A 17,553-nucleotide genomic window follows, 5' to 3' on the forward strand; every position below is an offset into this window, starting at 1 on the left:
CTTTATACATGAACATGCACATGTAATTACAGAAAACAATAATAAAAAAATCTAAGAAGCGGAGTTGACAACCATGAATCCTACGCATCCTAACAACCAATCACATCCAGCCAATCCGAAATTAGACGAAGAGACGGTATCAACACAAACCATCTTTGAGGGGAAAGTAATTACACTTCAGGTTGATACGGTGAAGCTGCCCAATGGACAGACGGCTACCCGAGAGATTGTGCGCCACCCTGGAGCTGTAGCAGTGCTTGCATTGAATGGTGATCGGATGTTGGTCGTGGATCAATACCGTCAAGCTATGGGGCGAACCGAAGTGGAGATTCCAGCAGGCAAGCTTGATCCAGGAGAAGAGCCAGAAGTGGCAGCGGCGCGTGAATTACGTGAAGAGACAGGGTATGTGGCTAAGTCACTTCGTCTTGTACGTTCTTTCTACACATCGCCTGGATTCGCAGATGAGATCATTCACTTATATATTGCTGAAGAATTGGAAGCCGGAGATATGGCTCTGGATGAGGATGAGTTTCTAGAGGTGAGTGAAATCACGCTGGAAGAGGCTTACGCTTTAATGGATCAAAATCGGATTAGTGATGCCAAAACGATGTTAGCTGTTTACGCATGGGATCTGTACAGAACAACGGGACGGCTGTAAAGATGAATGATCGGCAGCAAGACGTACGTAATCCGTGGGAGCCATGTTATGCAGACTTGCACATTCATATTGGGCGAACCTCCCGTGGTGAAGCTGTAAAGATTAGTGGAAGTCGGGATCTGACGTTTGAGAACATCGCTCGTGAGTCATCAGATCGCAAAGGTATCCAGTTACTTGGTGTTATTGATTGTCATTCGCCTGTTGTGCAGATGGATATTGAGCAGTTACTGGAGGACGGCACAATGTCTGAGCTGGAAGGTGGAGGGATCGCTTATCAAGACACCACTATTTTGCTCGGCACAGAGATTGAACTGCGGGAGCCAGGCATGCGGGAGTATCATTTGCTTGCTTATTTTCGAGATTTAGCGTCGATGAAGTCGTTTACTGCTTTTATGCAGCGTTATATGAAAAATGTGAATTTAAGTTCACAGCGTGTATACGTGCCAACACTTGAGATCCAGTCGGAAATTAAGGCTCGTGGAGGACTTATTGTGCCAGCCCATGCATTTACCCCGCATAAAGGTATCTATGGCAGTACAGCTCCAAGAATGGCTGATGTGCTTGATACGAGCCTGGTTGATGCCGTGGAACTTGGATTAAGCTCAGACTCAACAATGGCAAGTTATATTCGGGAGCTGGATCACGTTCCTTTTTTGACGAACTCAGATGCTCATTCGCTAGGTAAGATTGGTAGAGAGTATAATGAGTTAGCTCTGGCGACTCCTTCTTTTGACGAATTTCGTATGGCATTGCAAAACGAGGGTGGAAGAGGCATAACAGCTAACTATGGATTGAACCCTAGGCTTGGCAAGTATCATCGAACGTATTGTTCGGCATGTGGTCGTATATTGGACGAGCAGGCATTATCGGCAGAACGTTGTCCGCATTGTGGTAGTACAAAGCTTGTTCAGGGCGTGCTTGACCGGATTCTGGCGATAGCTGATCGAGCGAATCCTGAATTGCCTGACAACAGACCTGCCTATCATTATCAGGTGCCATTAGAGTTTATTCCGGGTCTTGGAAAGGCGAAGTTGCGTCAATTGCTTGAACGATTTGGTACAGAGATGAATGTGTTGCACCGTACGAGCGAAGCCGAACTTGCTACTGTTGTTGGCCCTGTGATGGCGGCTATGATCGTTGCGGCAAGGAATGGGCAGTTAGTCCTGTCCTCTGGTGGCGGTGGAACTTATGGTAAAGTTGCCGGGAAAGACGGTGCAGATCACTAATTGAAGCGATAAACTTTTACAATAGAGTTAATCAGCCTTGAAATATGCATAACACCTATTCAGGACAAGATGTCATACGTACTCTTTCCGATTCATAGAATGACTGTGTGGGTTTCTTTCGAAATTCAGCAGCATGACAACCGGAAAGGAGACTTATGTCTGTGCGATCTTCTACCTTAATATTCAAAGGTCAAACCTCGCTATATGTATTTGTAGCAGTTCTGTTTCTGGTAGGTGTTATCTTCGGGGCGTTGATGGTTAATGCGCTGTCCCTAGAGCAACGTCAAGATTTGGAAGGGTATCTAGGGAACTTTTTCATGACGGTGCAGCATGGGGGACAGGTTGTAGAGACGGGTACCTACTGGGAAATTGCTATGCTGCATCTCAAATGGGTCGGTCTGATCTGGATCCTTGGTTTATCCGTTATTGGATTACCCGGCATACTCGTGCTGGATTTTCTAAAAGGTGTGCTGATCGGATTTACTGTCGGATATTTAGTTGGACAATATTCATGGAAAGGCCTGCTATTTGCACTTGTCTCCGTTGCTCCGCATAATTTATTTGTCATTCCTGTGCTGATCATCTGCAGTGTCTCTGCGATAACTTTTTCCTTATATATCATTCGGAATCGGGTTTTGATGCAGCGTACTCCCGGTGGTCAAAGACCTTTTGCATCATATGTATTGTTAACTTTGGCAATGGCTGCACTGCTGCTTGGAGTTGCTACTTTTGAAACTTGGGTCACGCCAGCGATGATGCGGTGGGTTACGCCAATGTTACTACCTGCATAGGTGCAGGCAGTAAAGTGTAAATTGTTGACTTTAATTATACACTCCCCCTATAATGAAAGAAGTGGGTTAAGTTGCAGTGTGCAGTGATTTCCTAGGGGGAGGGAGAAAATGGAAGCACGGATTGATAAAATTAAGCAGCAACTACAGTCCCAAGGATACAAATTAACGCCCCAGCGGGAAGCCACCGTAAGAGTACTTCTTGAGAATGAAGAAGATCATCTGAGCGCAGAGGATGTATTCATGCTCGTTAAAGAAAAGGCTCCCGAAATCGGTCTTGCAACCGTGTACCGTACCCTCGAACTACTAAGTGAGCTGCATGTTGTAGAGAAAATCAACTTCGGCGACGGCGTTGCCCGTTATGATTTGCGCGGAGATACGTCCAAGCATCATCATCATCACTTAATCTGTGTTCAATGTGGTAGTATGGATGAAATACGCGAAGACTGGCTTGGGCCGCTTGAAGAGCGCCTGGAGCGAGAATTTAACTTTTCGGTGGTAGACCACCGATTGGATTTTCACGGGATTTGTTATCGTTGCAAAGCAAAAAATGACCAGAAACCCAAAGATGAAGAATAACATAGCATATCTTCAAGCTCTCACCGGCGGTTTTGACGGGAGAGCTTTTTTGGTACCGGATCTGATGTGAGCTTCTCTCAATGTCATATTCTTGTGTTTGTCCTCATACCTTGTCTGTAGACGTTTCACTGCCCATTAGATGTGCAGGGAATGAGGTTCCGGTTTCAGAGAACTTGGAGCCAGGATCGAAAACTAGGAGGCGGACAAACGATGATTATATCACTACGGAGAGGGCTCCGTTTTATTCGTTTTATAATCTTTTTTTCAGCATTAGTTTATTTGTTCTATAATGTTCTGGATCTGTTCAACGGCTGGATCTCACCCGTAGATCAGTATCAGATTCCTTCAGGAAATGCGGTCAAAGTATTTCAGGAAACGGATTGGACAATTCATGGAGAAGGGCGACCTTCACTTGCGGAACGGCTACGTTTGTTTTACTGGTATGGGGAGTAGTTGAAGCATCTAGGAATGCAAATACGGTAACAGGCTGCACGCGAGGCAGTTCTGTAGATGAGGAGCGTTGTACATGAAACAGACGATACACGCCTATGCCATTTACTTGGAAGAAGACAAAGGGATGTCAAGCAGCACACTGGAGTCGTATCTTCGCGATGTGGACAAGTTCATCGAATTTGCAGAGAAAGAATATGATATACGTGATGCCAGTCAGGTGCGGCGTACGCACGTTATTTTATTTGTAGGCAAACTAAAGCAGTCAGGGCGCGCTAATGCTACGATTGCCCGGAGTATTGTATCCTTGCGTTCCTACTTTCATTTTCTAATGCGCAGGGGAGATATCCTTCAAGATCCTACATTTGATGTAGAGGCTCCCAAGGCGGATAAAACGCCTCCTCAAGTCTTGACCATTGATGAAATTGAATTATTACTTAATGCACCGGATACGCGTTCACCTCAAGGAATTCGGGATCGTGCGATGCTGGAATTATTGTATGCGACAGGTATTCGTGTCTCAGAGCTGATTGCACTGGATGTCCGTGATGTGCAACCGAGTATGCGGTTTATTCGTTGCGGCGGAGCAGGGAAAGAGCGCATCCTTCCCATTGGTGCTCCTGCAGCACATTGGATCGATGTGTACTTGGATGAGAAACGCAGCCGATTGCTCAAAACAAGTTCGGACGAGCAGGCACTCTTTGTCAATGTCTCAGGGAGACGTCTGACACGCCAAGGATTCTGGAAATTGCTCAAAAAAGCTGCGGTGGATGCAGGAATTCCTGGTGAAATTACGCCACATACGTTACGGCATTCGTTTGCTGCTCACCTTATTGCCAGCGGAGCCGACACCAGAGCCGTTCAGGACATGTTAGGTCACGTAGAACAGCCGGGTCAACAATATGGCAACCATGGTCGCAAAACGATGAAGGAAATCTATGAAACACATCATCCACGGGCTAAATAGATTGGACGCGTAAATGTTTTTTGCAAAAAAATGCAGAACATGTTGCCTATTTAGGATAAAATAAATTGAATACACTAAACGCCGTATACATAAGCATATGCTTCCGTCTAGTGGGACTAGCCTGGAGCTAATCTGCATACATGAACGGATCGTTTCAACTCAAGGAGGAACATCGTAATGACAGCATTAACTCAACAAATGATTTTGGAAGCAGCATCTTATATTCAAAGCAAAAGCTCCGTTAAGCCTGAAGTAGGCTTGATTCTTGGCTCAGGTCTTGGCATTTTGGCTGAACTCATTGAAGATGGTGTGAGTATCGCTTATCAAGACATTCCCCATTTCCCTGTATCTACGGTAGAAGGACATGAGGGTGAACTGCTGGTTGGAACAATCAAAGGTCGTCCTGTTGTCATGATGAAAGGACGTTTCCATATGTATGAGGGCTATGGCCCTGAGCTTACCGCTTTTCCGGTACGTGTTATGAAAGAATTAGGGGTTACATCGGTGCTTGTAACGAACGCAGCAGGTGGAGTGAACACATCCTATGAACCAGGCGACTTGATGTTGATCTCTGACCATCTGAATCTTACAGGCAAAAATCCACTCATCGGTCCTAATGATCCAGCACTGGGTGTGCGTTTCCCGGATCTGTCCGAAGCATATAGCCGCCGCTTGCGTGCGCTGGCAAAAGATACTGCAGCATCCCAAGGCTTCAACGTACGTGAAGGCGTCTATGCGGGGCTGCTTGGTCCAAACTATGAGACACCAGCAGAGATCGTTATGCTTCGTACTTTGGGTGCGGATGCTGTCGGCATGTCCACCGTGTCTGAAGTCATTGTGGCTCGTCATGCAGGTCTGGAAGTGCTCGGTATTTCTTGTATCAGCAACATGGCTGCGGGTATTCTGGATCAGCCACTCTCCCATGATGAGGTTATGGAGACAACAGAGCGAGTGCGTGAGTCTTTCCTTGCGCTGGTTGTAGCCGTTATTCCACAAATGTAACAGATTATAGAGCCGGGTTATTAATCTAACCTTTTGACTGGGCTACTGAAGCCGAGAAGGTCATTCCTTCTCAGACATACAGCTCCATAGGATGCTAACGCAAAATAATGAAACATGCCTCTATCACATTCAGTGAGTAGGGGCATGTTTTTTTGCGTTCCCGTTTCGATGCTAGATTTAACAAAAAAAGTTCGGGAAATCATGCTTTACATGGAATAATTTACTGGAAACGAGCCGACAATGATTAGCAGTACATGCATGGAAATGCATTAAGCAAGTCATTTGAGGAGGTTACCGATCGTGAAGAAACGTATAATGGCATCGTTCATGACCCTTTGTATTTTGCTGTCTCTGATGGCATCCACAGCACTTGCTGAAGAAAAACCTACCCCAACAGGGGGCACGGATTTGGCTCCTTCGGCACGTTCAGCGATATTAATGGATGCAGACACTGGAACTGTAATCTACGAGAAAAACAGTCATGATCAACTGCCTCCGGCAAGTATTACGAAGATTATGACCATGCTTTTAACGATTGAAGCCATTGATTCAGGTAAGTTGAAGCTAACTGACAAAGTGAGAACAAGTGAGTATGCCGCTTCCATGGGAGGATCACAGATTTTCCTTGAACCCGGTGAAGAAATGACGGTAGACGACATGCTCAAAGGGATCGCCATGGCATCGGGTAATGATGCCTCTGTAGCAATGGCTGAGAAAATTGCCGGCTCTGAGCAAGCCTTCGTACAGATGATGAATGATCGTGCTAAAGAGCTGGGCATGAAGGACACCAATTTTGCCAATTGTAACGGGCTCCCGGTTGAAAATCATTATTCATCGGCACATGATATTGCACTCATGAGTCGAGAATTACTGAAACATTCGGGAATTACGAAGTATACTGGTGCGTATCAGGACTACCTCCGGAAAGATACGGAGAAGCCCTTCTGGCTAGTAAACACCAATAAACTCGTTCGTTTCTACACAGGCGCAGATGGATTGAAAACAGGTTACACTTCAGAAGCTAAATTTTGTTTATCAGCAACAGCGATGAAGGATGGATTACGTACAGTTGCGGTTGTGCTGGGAGAACCAAACACGAAAACACGTAATGCTGAAGTTTCATCCATGTTCGATTATGCTTTTAGCCAATACATGATGAAACCGTTATACAAAGCAGGTGACCTGCTGGGCAGTTTGAAAATCGAAAAAGGTGAGGTTGCCGAACTACCACTGAATGCAACACAAAATTACAGTGTGCTCATGCGCAAAGGCGCCAAATCGAACGATATTCGACATGAGCTGTTGATGACCAAAGAACTGAAGGCTCCGATTAAAGCAGGTCAAAGTGTCGGTAAGCTGGTGGTTTATCAAGGGAATGAGGTTATTAAGGAGTTTGACATTCAGGCTCCTCAAGACGTAAACAAAGCCGGCTGGTGGAAGTTATTCAAGCGCACCACTTCCAATCTTTTTGATTAAGCGTCAATTTACGTGTGAGACCTGCATCCTTGAACGTATTTTGTAGTTAATTAGGAGTTTTCTTCTAGTTTTGTCGGGGTGCAGGAAATGCTTTGGGCAACGTAGAAATCCTTGTTCAAGACAGGGAGGAGAGTGAGCAAACGTGAACTTGCATGTGGAAATGGAACATCACCGCGGGATTCTGATTGTGCGACTATCGGGAGAACTGGATCATCACACTGCGGATATGGTACGGATGCAGATGGATGAAGCGATCCAGCGGAGACAATGCGAGCACTTGGTGCTCAGCCTGAAGGATCTGCAATTTATGGATAGCTCAGGCTTGGGTGTCATTTTGGGAAGATATAAACTCATTAAGAATAAAGGCGGTAAGATGGTTGTGTGTGATGTTAATCCGCCAGTGTACCGTTTGCTGGAGATGTCGGGTTTGTTCAAGATCATGCCGATTTACGAAAATGAGGGAACAGCTCTCTCGGGTCTGGAGGTCGTCTCATGAATGAAGGAACAGGGACAAATTTCATGAATCTGCAATTCGCGGCCAAGTCGGAGAACGAATCGTTCGCGCGTGTAACGGTTGCGGCCTTTATCTCGCAGCTTGATCCTACAATGGACGAGCTTAGCGATCTGAAAACCGTAGTCTCCGAAGCGGTAACCAACAGTATCATTCATGGGTATAACAACAACCCAGAAGGGGTTGTGTCCATTCAGGCGGAGATCCGTGAAGACATGATTACGATCATTGTGGAAGACCGTGGTGAAGGTATTGAAGATCTCGACCTTGCCAAGCAGCCATTGTATACATCCAAACCCGAACTTGAGCGCTCGGGCATGGGCTTTACGATTATGGAAAACTTCATGGATGAATTCGAAGTCAGCAGTGAGCCCGGCAGAGGCACCTCCATCAAGATGAAGAAAAGGATTGAATCCAAGAAAGCATTGTATAATTAGGGGTTGGTCTTATGGATGCTGAAGTGAAACCATCTTCACAGACCTATTTGGATGATGCCGAGGTCAAACGATTGATTGCGCTCAGTCAATCGGGTGACCATGATGCACGAGATACGCTGGTAAACTGCAACATCAGACTTGTCTGGTCTGTCGTACAGCGTTTTATGAACAGAGGTTATGAACCAGAGGATCTGTTCCAAATCGGCTGTATCGGACTACTCAAGTCGGTGGACAAATTCGATCTCAGCTATGATGTGAAATTTTCGACCTACGCTGTACCGATGATTATCGGAGAAATTCAGCGTTTCCTGCGGGACGATGGCACACTTAAGGTCAGTCGCTCACTTAAGGAGATGGCGAATAAAGTTCGCAAAAAAAGAGATGAATTGTCCAAACATCTTGATCGTCTGCCAACGATTAAGGAAGTGGCTGAACAACTGGGGGTAACCCCAGAGGAAGTTGTATTTGCTCAAGAAGCCAACAAACCGCCCACGTCGATCCATGAGACGGTGTTCGAGAATGATGGTGATCCGATTACGCTAATGGATCAAATTGCTGACGAAACACAGGAACGTTGGTTTGACAAGCTGGCTTTGAACGAAGCTATCGGTGGTCTGAGTGAACGAGAACGGCTAATCGTATACCTTCGGTATTACCGGGATCAGACACAGTCTGAGGTTGCCAGCAGACTTGGAATATCTCAAGTTCAGGTATCCCGGCTGGAGAAAAAGATCCTGCAATCCATCCGCGATCAGATCGCGCAGTGATTGGTGTTTGGATGAGCTACATGGTGATGTGAAACGTGGTTTGTCACCAATATACGACAACTAACAACCTTCTTTCGCGCGTTATAATGCGAAGAAGGTTATTTGTCGTTGATAAAGTTATTTCAATTCCATTTTTATTTAAAATATAATTAAATGTAAAATATATGAACTAGTAGTAAAATTAAAAAAATGAAAAGTGATGGATTTTTGCTACGGATAATGTTTTTTTGCAATCAGAAATAGAAGGTATTCATTTTTTAGTACATTCAACAAGGAGAAACTTATGTTCAATAGGAAAATGATCATTTCGCTTTTTGTAGTAGCGTTGCTTGCTATTACGACTGGAATTTCAATTTTATTGTCTACTAATCTATTTTCCAAAGAGATCAATCTGAGTAAAGAAGCTTTCATTATAACTACAGATGAATCTATAGAATCCTCAACAATTATCAATATTAGAGGAACCTTACACAATCCACTTCTTAAAGCATCTTATTTCGAGGGTGAGATCGAGATTGAAAGTTTAGATTCTACAATGAATAACGCAGTGGTAACGCTAGTTCAGGAAAAAGCAAAGGGAGTAAACTATTCTCCGTTTTTTTATGGTCAAACTTTTGATCAAGGTAACGTATTAATGTTCTTTACAGACGATTATTCTGAAATAAACTTGCTTATGAGAGATGTCAAGTTAAGCAATAATACAATTGATGTCATTCAAGTTGTAGCACCAGCTACGGATGAAGTTTCAGCACAATCTGTACTTGAACGTATGCAAGCGTTATACCCTGTTATGCCTGCTTCGAAGGATTTAGACAACCCATAAAAGAGTAAGTGCACTGTATTGAACAAGCCGCAAAATCTGCAGCGGCTTGTTTTTTTGTACTTAAAGCCGAAATGGTGATATTAATGCAGGTAACTTCTGTTCGCCATCCTTCTGTTCAATAGTTAATAGAATGGTGAGAAAGTAAGGTTTTAGACAGCGATCTTTCGAGCCTTCAAAAGTTAGCATAAATGAAGTTTATGCTGGGTGGTCGAGAGGTGCTTCTTGCTTTTCTTTATTCATTTGCATCAAAATTACAAGGGTAACAATACATGCCGTGCCTAACCATTGAAATAGTCCAAAGGGTTCTTGCAGCCAAATTACTGTTGTGGCAACCGCAGCTAGTGGTTCTGCACTTCCGAGTAAGCTGGTTTCTTTAGCTGAAAGACTTTGCAAACTTTCGACATAGAACCAAAAAGCGATCATGGTTCCAAAAATAATAGTAAATATAAGATACCCGTACGCTTCGAGGGGCACGCTCGTGAATTCGAATTTCCAAGGTGGATGAATGAAACTAAGGGCAGTTCCGCCAATTATCATGGCCCAACCGACGATTACCAGGGAATCGAACTGGCGAATTAATTTTGCAGCATACAACGTATAAAAGGCAGCGGAAACACCAGATAAAAGTCCCCAAATGATTGCGATGAAGGGTACGGATAACTGGGAAATGGATCCATTAGTTAACAGGAGATAACAGCCACCAAGAGCTAGACAAATGGATATCAGATCTTTGGAGCCCAGTACCGCCTGTTTACGCCAGATCAGGTAGAGCATGATCATAACCGGGGAGAGATATTGCAAAAGAGTAGCAACAGCAGAATTACCATGTTGAATGGAGGCCATGTACGTATACTGTACAGCGAGCATTCCGAACAAACCAAAAATAATTAATTGGAAGGCTGTAGCTTTGTTTCTCCATATGTCTAGAATTTGTGAGCGCTTAGGTCTGAAATATTGAACGGTTAGAAGCAGAAGGCCTGCAATTAACAATCGAACAGTAACAAACCAGTTGACCTCGATGCCATAATGCTGAAACAGCTTTTGTGATACGGTTCCGCCAACTCCCCAACAGATCGCTCCGGTCAAAACCAAAAACAATCCTTTTTTTCTTGAATTCAAATGTACAACCGATTTTTTGCTCATGTAATAACACCTTCGTCCTAAAATATAAGAATAGTGTTATATTAGGATGGAATAGTATATATTAATATCAATATTAGATAGAAAAATATAAATATATTGAGGATGTATGTTGAGCATGGTGGACAAAACCGAATTTCATATCGATCAAAATTTGAAAGAACTGACAGAGCATCGCACCGTTTCGTTGCCAATCGCTTGTTATGAAACGACAATTATTCATAATGTACATGGTCATATACCGCTTCACTGGCATGATGAACTACAGTTTGTTTATGTGATGCAGGGGAAGGGACTCTTTCGAGTAAATCAGGAGGAGATTGTTGTGCCCAAAGGCAATGGAATATTTATCAATAGTGGCTCCATGCACATGGCGGAGGACATTGGGGAGAGGAATGTGTGCAAATATATATGCTTGAATCTTAGTCCGCAATTTATTCTGCCGGCAGAGCTATATATGAAATTTGTACACCCTTATGTTACGGCGACCAATGTACCCTATTTGTTGATCCGAGGGGATCAGAGCTGGGGAGTCAAGATCCTTGAAGCTATTCAAGTTTTAAAGCAGAACCTGCGAGATCAACCTCTACACTATGAATTAGATATCTCTGCTCAACTACTCACCATCTGGAAACAGTTTATTTCAAACGGATGTTTACTGGAGTACGATCCGAACGAGATGACACGTAATCTGCGCATGAAAGGTATGCTGGAATGGATTCATCTACATTATGCTGAACCGATCAAGCTAGAGGATATTGCAAAAGCAGGACAATTGAGTCGTTCAGAGACCTGTCGTTATTTCAAGCAAATGTTACGAACCACGCCGATTCATTATGTGATGGATTATCGTATCCGGAAGAGTTTAGAATTACTTCAGCTTCCCGAAATGAGTATAACCGAAATTGCATATCAGGTTGGATTTAACAGCACAAGCTATTACATTAATCAATTCGGCAAAATAATGAACACAACCCCTTTGAAATTCAGAAGGGAGATGGTGATAAAGAGCCGAGCAGAGGTGAATAACTAAGAATAATGAGCATAAGCCCCAGATTCATTTTCATGGTAGTGTTCTTCTTCCAAAGCTTTACGGCTCATACTCACCCATCCTTTGTTTACACCATTCAAAAAAATATAATTATTATTCTAAAATTCGTCGCCAATAGGGTGACTTTTTTTGTTTTTGTCTGGTTACCTCTCCTCCTCAGCAAATTTCTTTCAAGCGTTTGGATAAAGGGGAGCTGATGCAGCGGAGGAATGGAATTGGTTAAAGGAGCGGAGTGCGAAGGTGTTACTCTGATACACAAGCAGTGGAGGTGGCAGAAAAAACCTGTAGAAGCGAAGCGCTCGCCTTTGTCTCCGAATTTCTAACCGAGTAAAAGTATTATGAAAAGAATTTGGAGACAACAGCGATCGGAAGGTTGGTCTGCCACTGGAACGCCCGCGTGTATCTTATCCAGCCTTCCCCCAACAGCGCAACGCACTTAATATCCTTTCCAATACCCACACCTAGCAAATTTCTTGCAGCTGTTTGGACAAATGGGAGCTGATGCAGCGGAGGGATGGAATTGGTTAAAGGAGCGGAGCGTTCGCCTTTAGCACTGGATTTCCTCCTTGCAAAGGAGAGTTCAAGAAATCCGGGGATAACAGCGACCGGCAACCAATCCATCCCGCAGCCTCCGCCAAGCTCCTGATCTTTTTCCAACCCCCATGTAATAAATTTGCACATTCTTCAAATACTAACCTAAATTACGCAGTAAAGGAGTGTTTCGGATGTCCCTGACACCCACTCCAATGGTCTACATTCGTTTGCGCAGTCGTGTCCGCATCCAGCGTGGAAAAGAAGTGAGACTTCGGGATATCGCCCATGTACTGACCTCTTCAGAAGAACAGGAGCGAAGACTGATTGAACTTGAACTGCTGCGCCCTGGACCGGAAGATGGCAATCTGATTCTCATTGATATTCTGCAGATTATTCCCCAGATCCGAGGTGTACTGCCAGATGTCAGTGTCGAGTTAATCGGCTCGGGACATACGCTGGTTGAGGTCGTCGAGGGGAATGGCAAACCGTCCAAATCGTTGTTTATTCTCGTATGGCTGCTGCTTTTTTTTGGCTCAGCATTAACCATCATGAATTTTCATGCTGACGTGAGTATGCAGGAGGTTCAAATACGAATTGTAGAGATGATTACAGGCCGCCGAGATGAGCATCCTTATTTATTTCAGGTGGCGTATTCCATCGGAATTGGATTCGGTATGGCTGTGTTCTTCAATCATTTATTCAAGAAGAAGTGGAATGAAGAACCGACACCTCTTGAAGTGGAAATGTTTTTATATCAGCAGAATGTCGACCAGTATGTCGTTATTCAGGAAACCGAGCGAATGCATGACCAGGAACATGGGGAGATGAGTTCAGATGAGCGTTCTTAATGGAGCGATTAGCATCGTACTCGGCATTGCTGGGGGAATCGCAGTAGGAAGTGGCGTAATTGCACTTATCTTGGTACTGGATATGATTCCACGGTTGGCGCAATTGACCCAATCCTATGACAAAACACATTGGTATGAAGGTGCACTCATCGGAGGTTCGCTAGTAGGCACGGTTGCAGATTTCTGGCACTGGAAAGTTCATGGGGTGCTGTTACTTAGTCCCATCGTTGGGCTGTTCTGCGGTGTGTTTATCGGTTTGCTTGCCGCCGCATTGACAGAAGTGTTAAACGTATTGCCTGTACTTGCCAAAAGGCTAGGAATGAAGCCATATTTATTCGGATTGCTGCTGGCCATGATTCTGGGTAAGATGACGGGTTCGTTATTCGATTTTTTTGTATACCAGCGTTAGAGAGCAATGGTTGAAGGAGGATGGACATGGACGTGAGATCAGATCACGGTGAACAGGAGCATGGTGAAGGTGTTCCCGCAGAGTTAATGAATAAGACATCGTATGAGATTCAGAAGGAAGAAGAAGAGAAGGCGTATCAGAAGAAAAAACAAAATGAGATGTCTGATAGTGTTGAAGAATCCGTGCAATACTGGCAGGAAAATGATGAAATCTCTCCGCGCATGAGCGACAACAAAAATACAATGAAACAAATATTAGGGCTCGGAGAGTCCTTCGACGTAGATCTGCGTGAAATGGTTCTGGGAGGCAAGCATGTCGGAATTTTGTTGTTGACTGGGTTTGCCAAAGATGAAATTTTACTTGAAGTGTTAAAAAGATTAACCTACCTCACGCCGGATCAAGTGTCGGAACATGCGCTGAAATCTTACTTTGAATGCTATATTCCTCATATTCAGGTGGAAAAAGTAGATAGCATGAGCGCTGTAATTAAGAAGGTTCTTATGGGTATGAGTGCGATGTTTGTTGAAGGGGATCGCTCCGTTCTTATTATGGATACCCGGAGTTACCCGGTTCGATCACCGGAAGAGCCTTCCTTAGAACGGGTAGTAAGGGGTTCGAGAGACGGATTTACAGAGACGCTTTTGACCAATGTGGCCTTAGTTCGGCGGAGGATTCGCGACCCTGGATTAAAGTTCGAGCTAATGCAGGTGGGTCGCAGAACTCAAACGGATGTATGTGTAGTGTACATTGATGATATCGTCGACAAGGTTCAAGTGGATTCTGTCCGGGAAAAAATAAAAAGGGTCGATATCGATGGTATCCCGGCTGCCGATAAGCAGTTGGAGGAAGCGATCATCAACAAAGGGTGGAATCCCTTCCCACTCGTGCGATACTCGGAAAGACCGGATGTTACAGCATCTCATCTGCTTGAGGGCAGAGTCGTTATTTTTGTAGATACCTCGCCAAGTGTGATGATCTTGCCAACGACCTTCTTTGATCTATGCGAGCATGCAGAAGAAAATAGGCAAACGGCCTTCATGGGAACCTATCTGCGTTGGGTGCGGTTTGCAGGTATTTTAATCTCTCTGTTTGTACTTCCTTTGTGGCTGCTCATGGTTATTGATCCTGCCATCAAACCGATGGGATTTGATTTTATCGGTCCACAGGAGAATGTTAAACTTCCGCTTATTCTTCAGTTTCTGCTGATAGAACTTGGAGTCGATCTCTTACGGATGGCAGCGGTGCATACGCCTACACCACTTGCTTCAGCGATGGGCTTGATTGCGGCTATTCTCGTTGGGGATATCGCTGTCAAAACAGGATATTTCGTCAATGAGGTCGTGCTATACATGGCCATTGCTGCAATCGGGATGTTTGCAACGCCGAGTTATGAGCTTGGACTAGCCAACCGCTTGGTACGGCTGTTCCTTCTGATTGCGGTGGCTATCTTTAAAGTACCCGGGTTCGTGGTGGGTACCACCCTATTGGTTATTGCACTGACGATCCATCGTTCGTACAATTCATCTTATCTGTGGCCGTTTATACCGTTTAATGCAAAGGCACTTGGTAACTTTTTATTCCGACTGCCATTGCTTGAAAGTAAAAAACGTCCATCGTTCAACAAAACTCGTGATAATACCAAAATGCCTGATGATCCAGACGGAGAATCACGAAAAAGTAAAAAACACAAATGATCTGCTGAAAAATCCATTCTTCTTAGTGCCTAATTTGGTATACTGGTGTAAAATCATTGGAATAGCTAAAATTCCAGTATATAAAGTGAGGAATGCAGATTATGTATTTACATGGTACAAGTAAAATAAATGCACAAGGACATCTAGAAATTGGTGGAGTAGACGCAACAGATTTGAAAGAACAGTTTGGCACACCGCTGTATGTGGTGGACGAGCAATTAGTGCGTGATCGTTGCAGAGAATATATGGATGCATTCCGAGCTTCGGGTCTGGGCTTCCAGGTTGCATATGCAAGTAAAGCATTCTGCGTAATGGCAATGTGTGCTCTGGCTGCAGAAGAAGGACTTTCCCTAGACGTTGTATCTGATGGTGAGTTGTTCACAGCATTGCAAGCAGGATTCCCTGCTGAACGTATTCACTTCCACGGCAACAACAAAACGCTGGAAGAAATCGAGATGGCACTGGATGCAGAGATCGGTTGCTTCGTAGTAGATAACTTTAATGAACTTCACTTGCTGCAAGCTGTAGCTGCGGACAAAAACCGCAAAGTTAACATCTTGCTGCGCGTAACGCCTGGTGTTGAGGCCCATACACATGAGTATATCTCCACAGGACAGACTGATTCGAAATTCGGTTTCGATATCGGTAACGGAACAGCGTTCGAAGCAATCGAACTGGCATCCAAACAACCGAACCTGGTTCTGCTCGGCGTTCACTCTCACATTGGTTCCCAAATCTTTGAGGTTGAAGGATTCCAGATGGCTGTTCAGCGTGTTGCTGAATTTGCGGCAAGTGTGTATGAGCGTCTGAATGTTGCATTCAAAGTGGTTAACCTTGGCGGAGGATTCGGAATCCGTTATATCGATGGAGATACACCGCTTGAAGTTTCACAATACGTGAAGGCTATTACAGATGCGGTTAAAAATCACTTTGCTACAATCGGTTATGATGTACCTGAGATCTGGGTTGAGCCAGGTCGCAGTATCGTTGGTGAAGCTGGAACCACATTATACACAGTAGGTACGAGCAAAGACATCCCAGGCGTACGTAAATACGTTGCTGTAGATGGTGGAATGACGGATAACCCACGTCCTGCGCTCTATGAGTCCAAGTATGAGGCGGTGCTTGCAAACCGTGCTAACGAAGCCGTTCAAGAGACCGTTTCAGTTGCGGGTAAATGCTGCGAGAGTGGCGACATGTTGATCTGGGATCTGGAATTGCCAAAAGTACAAAGCGGTGACTTGCTTGCCGTAGCGTGCACAGGGGCATACAACTATTCCATGGCGAGTAACTACAACCGGATTCGTCGTCCAGCGGTTGTATTTGTCAAAGACGGTCAAGGTGATGTAGTCGTTCGTCGTGAGACATATCAGGACATCATTCAGAATGACTTGGTACCAGAGCGTATCGCTAAACAGCCAGTAACTCGCTAATCGTAATAGATGCGTGGGTGGCATGGGCAATAGCTTAGCAAATCAGTAACCCATTTAGGAAGAAGGCGAAGGAGCATTGCTCTTTTGCCTTCTTTTTAATGTTATATCAGCAAAATTGCAACATGTAGATAAGGGCGAGCAGGGCAGATATCACCTTTATTTAGCCGTATTGTGCGAAAAAAGTTGCTGATTATTTTGCGGTTGAACGCATTTCGGTGTACACTATGAAAAGTGCTATTAAGCTTGGCCTAGGGTCATATGCTTCTAGCACCACTAATGATGGTCAATACGAAAGGAGTCATTTACATATGGCGAAACAAGCGAAAATCAAAATGGCAAACGGCGGAGAAGTTCTGATCGACCTGTTCGATCAAGAAGCTCCAAACACAGTAGCGAACTTTGAGAAACTGGCAAACTCCGGCTTCTACAATGGTTTGACTTTCCACCGTGTTATCCCTGGCTTCGTAGCTCAAGGTGGCTGCCCAACAGGAAATGGTACTGGTGGTCCTGGCTACACAATCAACTGTGAAATTAACCCGAACAAACATGAGCGTGGAACATTGGCTATGGCGCATGCTGGCCGTAACACAGGTGGAAGCCAGTTCTACATCTGCTATCAACCACAACCACATTTGGATGGACAACATACTGTATTTGGTAAAGTGACCAAAGGTATGGAATTCGTTGACGCTTTCGAAGGAAGCGACAAAATGGAAACTGTTGAAGTTGTTGAAGCGTAAGTCGTACGACATCAATAATG

At 44.5% G+C, this 17,553-nt stretch carries 20 protein-coding genes; 18 read left to right on the forward strand and 2 right to left on the reverse strand.

The window, feature by feature from the left end; genetic code table 11:
• Positions 1 to 73 precede the first annotated feature (73 nt).
• From M3636_RS04115 to M3636_RS04170, 12 genes are all read left to right on the forward strand, one after another.
• Entirely contained in the window at positions 74 to 658 is a 585-nt protein-coding gene (locus tag M3636_RS04115; protein WP_251381340.1) for an NUDIX domain-containing protein, read from the forward strand.
• A gap of 2 nt (positions 659 to 660) precedes the next feature.
• Complete coding sequence (locus tag M3636_RS04120; protein ID WP_251381341.1) at positions 661 to 1,884, forward strand: endonuclease Q family protein; 1,224 nt, start codon at positions 661 to 663, stop codon at positions 1,882 to 1,884.
• 155 nt (positions 1,885 to 2,039) lie between these two features.
• The gene (gene spoIIM / locus M3636_RS04125; RefSeq protein WP_251381342.1) at positions 2,040 to 2,675 is read left to right on the forward strand and encodes a stage II sporulation protein M; all 636 of its coding nucleotides are present in this window, start codon (positions 2,040 to 2,042) and stop codon (positions 2,673 to 2,675) included.
• Between the two features lie 108 nt (positions 2,676 to 2,783).
• Positions 2,784 to 3,251 (forward strand): ferric iron uptake transcriptional regulator, encoded by a 468-nt coding sequence (gene fur / locus M3636_RS04130; protein WP_024630961.1) that lies wholly within the window; start codon positions 2,784 to 2,786, stop codon positions 3,249 to 3,251.
• 210 nt (positions 3,252 to 3,461) lie between these two features.
• Complete coding sequence (locus M3636_RS04135; protein ID WP_128102600.1) at positions 3,462 to 3,704, forward strand: DUF4227 family protein; 243 nt, start codon at positions 3,462 to 3,464, stop codon at positions 3,702 to 3,704.
• A 73-nt stretch (positions 3,705 to 3,777) separates the two neighbouring features.
• A complete protein-coding gene (locus M3636_RS04140) occupies positions 3,778 to 4,668 on the forward strand; it encodes a tyrosine recombinase (RefSeq protein ID WP_145408367.1) in 891 nt (296 codons plus the stop codon).
• A 177-nt stretch (positions 4,669 to 4,845) separates the two neighbouring features.
• Positions 4,846 to 5,670 (forward strand): purine-nucleoside phosphorylase, encoded by an 825-nt coding sequence (locus tag M3636_RS04145; RefSeq protein ID WP_145408366.1) that lies wholly within the window; start codon positions 4,846 to 4,848, stop codon positions 5,668 to 5,670.
• A gap of 300 nt (positions 5,671 to 5,970) precedes the next feature.
• On the forward strand, positions 5,971 to 7,146 hold the full coding sequence (locus M3636_RS04150; protein WP_145408365.1) for a D-alanyl-D-alanine carboxypeptidase family protein: 1,176 nt from the start codon (positions 5,971 to 5,973) through the stop codon (positions 7,144 to 7,146).
• Between the two features lie 142 nt (positions 7,147 to 7,288).
• Positions 7,289 to 7,642 (forward strand): anti-sigma F factor antagonist, encoded by a 354-nt coding sequence (gene spoIIAA, locus M3636_RS04155; protein WP_036663380.1) that lies wholly within the window; start codon positions 7,289 to 7,291, stop codon positions 7,640 to 7,642.
• Positions 7,639 to 8,094 (forward strand): anti-sigma F factor, encoded by a 456-nt coding sequence (spoIIAB, locus tag M3636_RS04160; RefSeq protein WP_128102596.1) that lies wholly within the window; start codon positions 7,639 to 7,641, stop codon positions 8,092 to 8,094. The genes spoIIAA and spoIIAB overlap by 4 nt, the downstream gene beginning before the upstream one ends.
• Before the next feature lie 11 nt (positions 8,095 to 8,105).
• Entirely contained in the window at positions 8,106 to 8,861 is a 756-nt protein-coding gene (gene sigF / locus M3636_RS04165; protein WP_128102595.1) for an RNA polymerase sporulation sigma factor SigF, read from the forward strand.
• Between the two features lie 283 nt (positions 8,862 to 9,144).
• The gene (locus tag M3636_RS04170; protein ID WP_251381343.1) at positions 9,145 to 9,684 is read left to right on the forward strand and encodes a hypothetical protein; all 540 of its coding nucleotides are present in this window, start codon (positions 9,145 to 9,147) and stop codon (positions 9,682 to 9,684) included.
• Positions 9,685 to 9,879: 195 nt separating this feature from the next.
• Here M3636_RS04170 and M3636_RS04175 read toward each other — a convergent pair whose 3' ends face one another.
• Positions 9,880 to 10,827 carry an EamA family transporter gene (locus tag M3636_RS04175; RefSeq protein WP_251381344.1) on the reverse strand — a complete coding sequence of 316 codons (948 nt, stop codon included), beginning with the start codon at positions 10,825 to 10,827 and terminating at the stop codon, positions 9,880 to 9,882.
• A 115-nt stretch (positions 10,828 to 10,942) separates the two neighbouring features.
• On the opposite strand from M3636_RS04175, the gene M3636_RS04180 reads away from it, so the two are divergent.
• Positions 10,943 to 11,857, forward strand: a complete 915-nt coding sequence (locus tag M3636_RS04180; protein WP_251381345.1) for an AraC family transcriptional regulator — start codon at positions 10,943 to 10,945, stop codon at positions 11,855 to 11,857.
• Positions 11,858 to 12,211: 354 nt separating this feature from the next.
• Here M3636_RS04180 and M3636_RS04185 read toward each other — a convergent pair whose 3' ends face one another.
• Positions 12,212 to 12,496 carry a hypothetical protein gene (locus tag M3636_RS04185; RefSeq protein ID WP_251381346.1) on the reverse strand — a complete coding sequence of 95 codons (285 nt, stop codon included), beginning with the start codon at positions 12,494 to 12,496 and terminating at the stop codon, positions 12,212 to 12,214.
• Between the two features lie 104 nt (positions 12,497 to 12,600).
• Between M3636_RS04185 and M3636_RS04190 the strand changes: the two genes are divergently transcribed.
• From M3636_RS04190 to M3636_RS04210, 5 genes are all read left to right on the forward strand, one after another.
• Complete coding sequence (locus M3636_RS04190; RefSeq protein WP_251381347.1) at positions 12,601 to 13,257, forward strand: stage V sporulation protein AA; 657 nt, start codon at positions 12,601 to 12,603, stop codon at positions 13,255 to 13,257.
• Positions 13,244 to 13,666 (forward strand): stage V sporulation protein AB, encoded by a 423-nt coding sequence (locus tag M3636_RS04195; RefSeq protein WP_145408359.1) that lies wholly within the window; start codon positions 13,244 to 13,246, stop codon positions 13,664 to 13,666. The genes M3636_RS04190 and M3636_RS04195 overlap by 14 nt, the downstream gene beginning before the upstream one ends.
• 26 nt (positions 13,667 to 13,692) lie before the next feature.
• Positions 13,693 to 15,360, forward strand: coding sequence for a spore germination protein (locus M3636_RS04200; RefSeq protein ID WP_251381348.1), 1,668 nt, complete (start codon positions 13,693 to 13,695; stop codon positions 15,358 to 15,360).
• Positions 15,361 to 15,461: 101 nt separating this feature from the next.
• Complete coding sequence (gene lysA, locus M3636_RS04205) at positions 15,462 to 16,793, forward strand: diaminopimelate decarboxylase (protein ID WP_145408486.1); 1,332 nt, start codon at positions 15,462 to 15,464, stop codon at positions 16,791 to 16,793.
• 308 nt (positions 16,794 to 17,101) lie between these two features.
• Positions 17,102 to 17,533 carry a peptidylprolyl isomerase gene (locus M3636_RS04210; RefSeq protein ID WP_056696621.1) on the forward strand — a complete coding sequence of 144 codons (432 nt, stop codon included), beginning with the start codon at positions 17,102 to 17,104 and terminating at the stop codon, positions 17,531 to 17,533.
• The last annotated feature ends 20 nt before the right edge of the window (positions 17,534 to 17,553 follow it).

The sequence above is a fragment of the Paenibacillus sp. MER 99-2 genome, assembly GCF_023714095.1.
GTDB lineage: Bacteria > Bacillota > Bacilli > Paenibacillales > Paenibacillaceae > Paenibacillus.

Coding starts and splice junctions, on each gene's coding strand:
- M3636_RS04115 (WP_251381340.1), top strand. CDS start 74: ATGAATCCTACGCATCCTAACAACCAATCACATCCAGCCAATCCGAAA.
- M3636_RS04120 (WP_251381341.1), top strand. CDS start 661: ATGAATGATCGGCAGCAAGACGTACGTAATCCGTGGGAGCCATGTTAT.
- spoIIM (WP_251381342.1), top strand. CDS start 2,040: ATGTCTGTGCGATCTTCTACCTTAATATTCAAAGGTCAAACCTCGCTA.
- fur (WP_024630961.1), top strand. CDS start 2,784: ATGGAAGCACGGATTGATAAAATTAAGCAGCAACTACAGTCCCAAGGA.
- M3636_RS04135 (WP_128102600.1), top strand. CDS start 3,462: ATGATTATATCACTACGGAGAGGGCTCCGTTTTATTCGTTTTATAATC.
- M3636_RS04140 (WP_145408367.1), top strand. CDS start 3,778: ATGAAACAGACGATACACGCCTATGCCATTTACTTGGAAGAAGACAAA.
- M3636_RS04145 (WP_145408366.1), top strand. CDS start 4,846: ATGACAGCATTAACTCAACAAATGATTTTGGAAGCAGCATCTTATATT.
- spoIIAB (WP_128102596.1), top strand. CDS start 7,639: ATGAATGAAGGAACAGGGACAAATTTCATGAATCTGCAATTCGCGGCC.
- sigF (WP_128102595.1), top strand. CDS start 8,106: ATGGATGCTGAAGTGAAACCATCTTCACAGACCTATTTGGATGATGCC.
- M3636_RS04170 (WP_251381343.1), top strand. CDS start 9,145: ATGTTCAATAGGAAAATGATCATTTCGCTTTTTGTAGTAGCGTTGCTT.
- M3636_RS04175 (WP_251381344.1), bottom strand. CDS start 10,827: ATGAGCAAAAAATCGGTTGTACATTTGAATTCAAGAAAAAAAGGATTG.
- M3636_RS04180 (WP_251381345.1), top strand. CDS start 10,943: ATGGTGGACAAAACCGAATTTCATATCGATCAAAATTTGAAAGAACTG.
- M3636_RS04185 (WP_251381346.1), bottom strand. CDS start 12,496: ATGGATTGGTTGCCGGTCGCTGTTATCCCCGGATTTCTTGAACTCTCC.
- M3636_RS04190 (WP_251381347.1), top strand. CDS start 12,601: ATGTCCCTGACACCCACTCCAATGGTCTACATTCGTTTGCGCAGTCGT.
- M3636_RS04195 (WP_145408359.1), top strand. CDS start 13,244: ATGAGCGTTCTTAATGGAGCGATTAGCATCGTACTCGGCATTGCTGGG.
- M3636_RS04200 (WP_251381348.1), top strand. CDS start 13,693: ATGGACGTGAGATCAGATCACGGTGAACAGGAGCATGGTGAAGGTGTT.
- lysA (WP_145408486.1), top strand. CDS start 15,462: ATGTATTTACATGGTACAAGTAAAATAAATGCACAAGGACATCTAGAA.
- M3636_RS04210 (WP_056696621.1), top strand. CDS start 17,102: ATGGCGAAACAAGCGAAAATCAAAATGGCAAACGGCGGAGAAGTTCTG.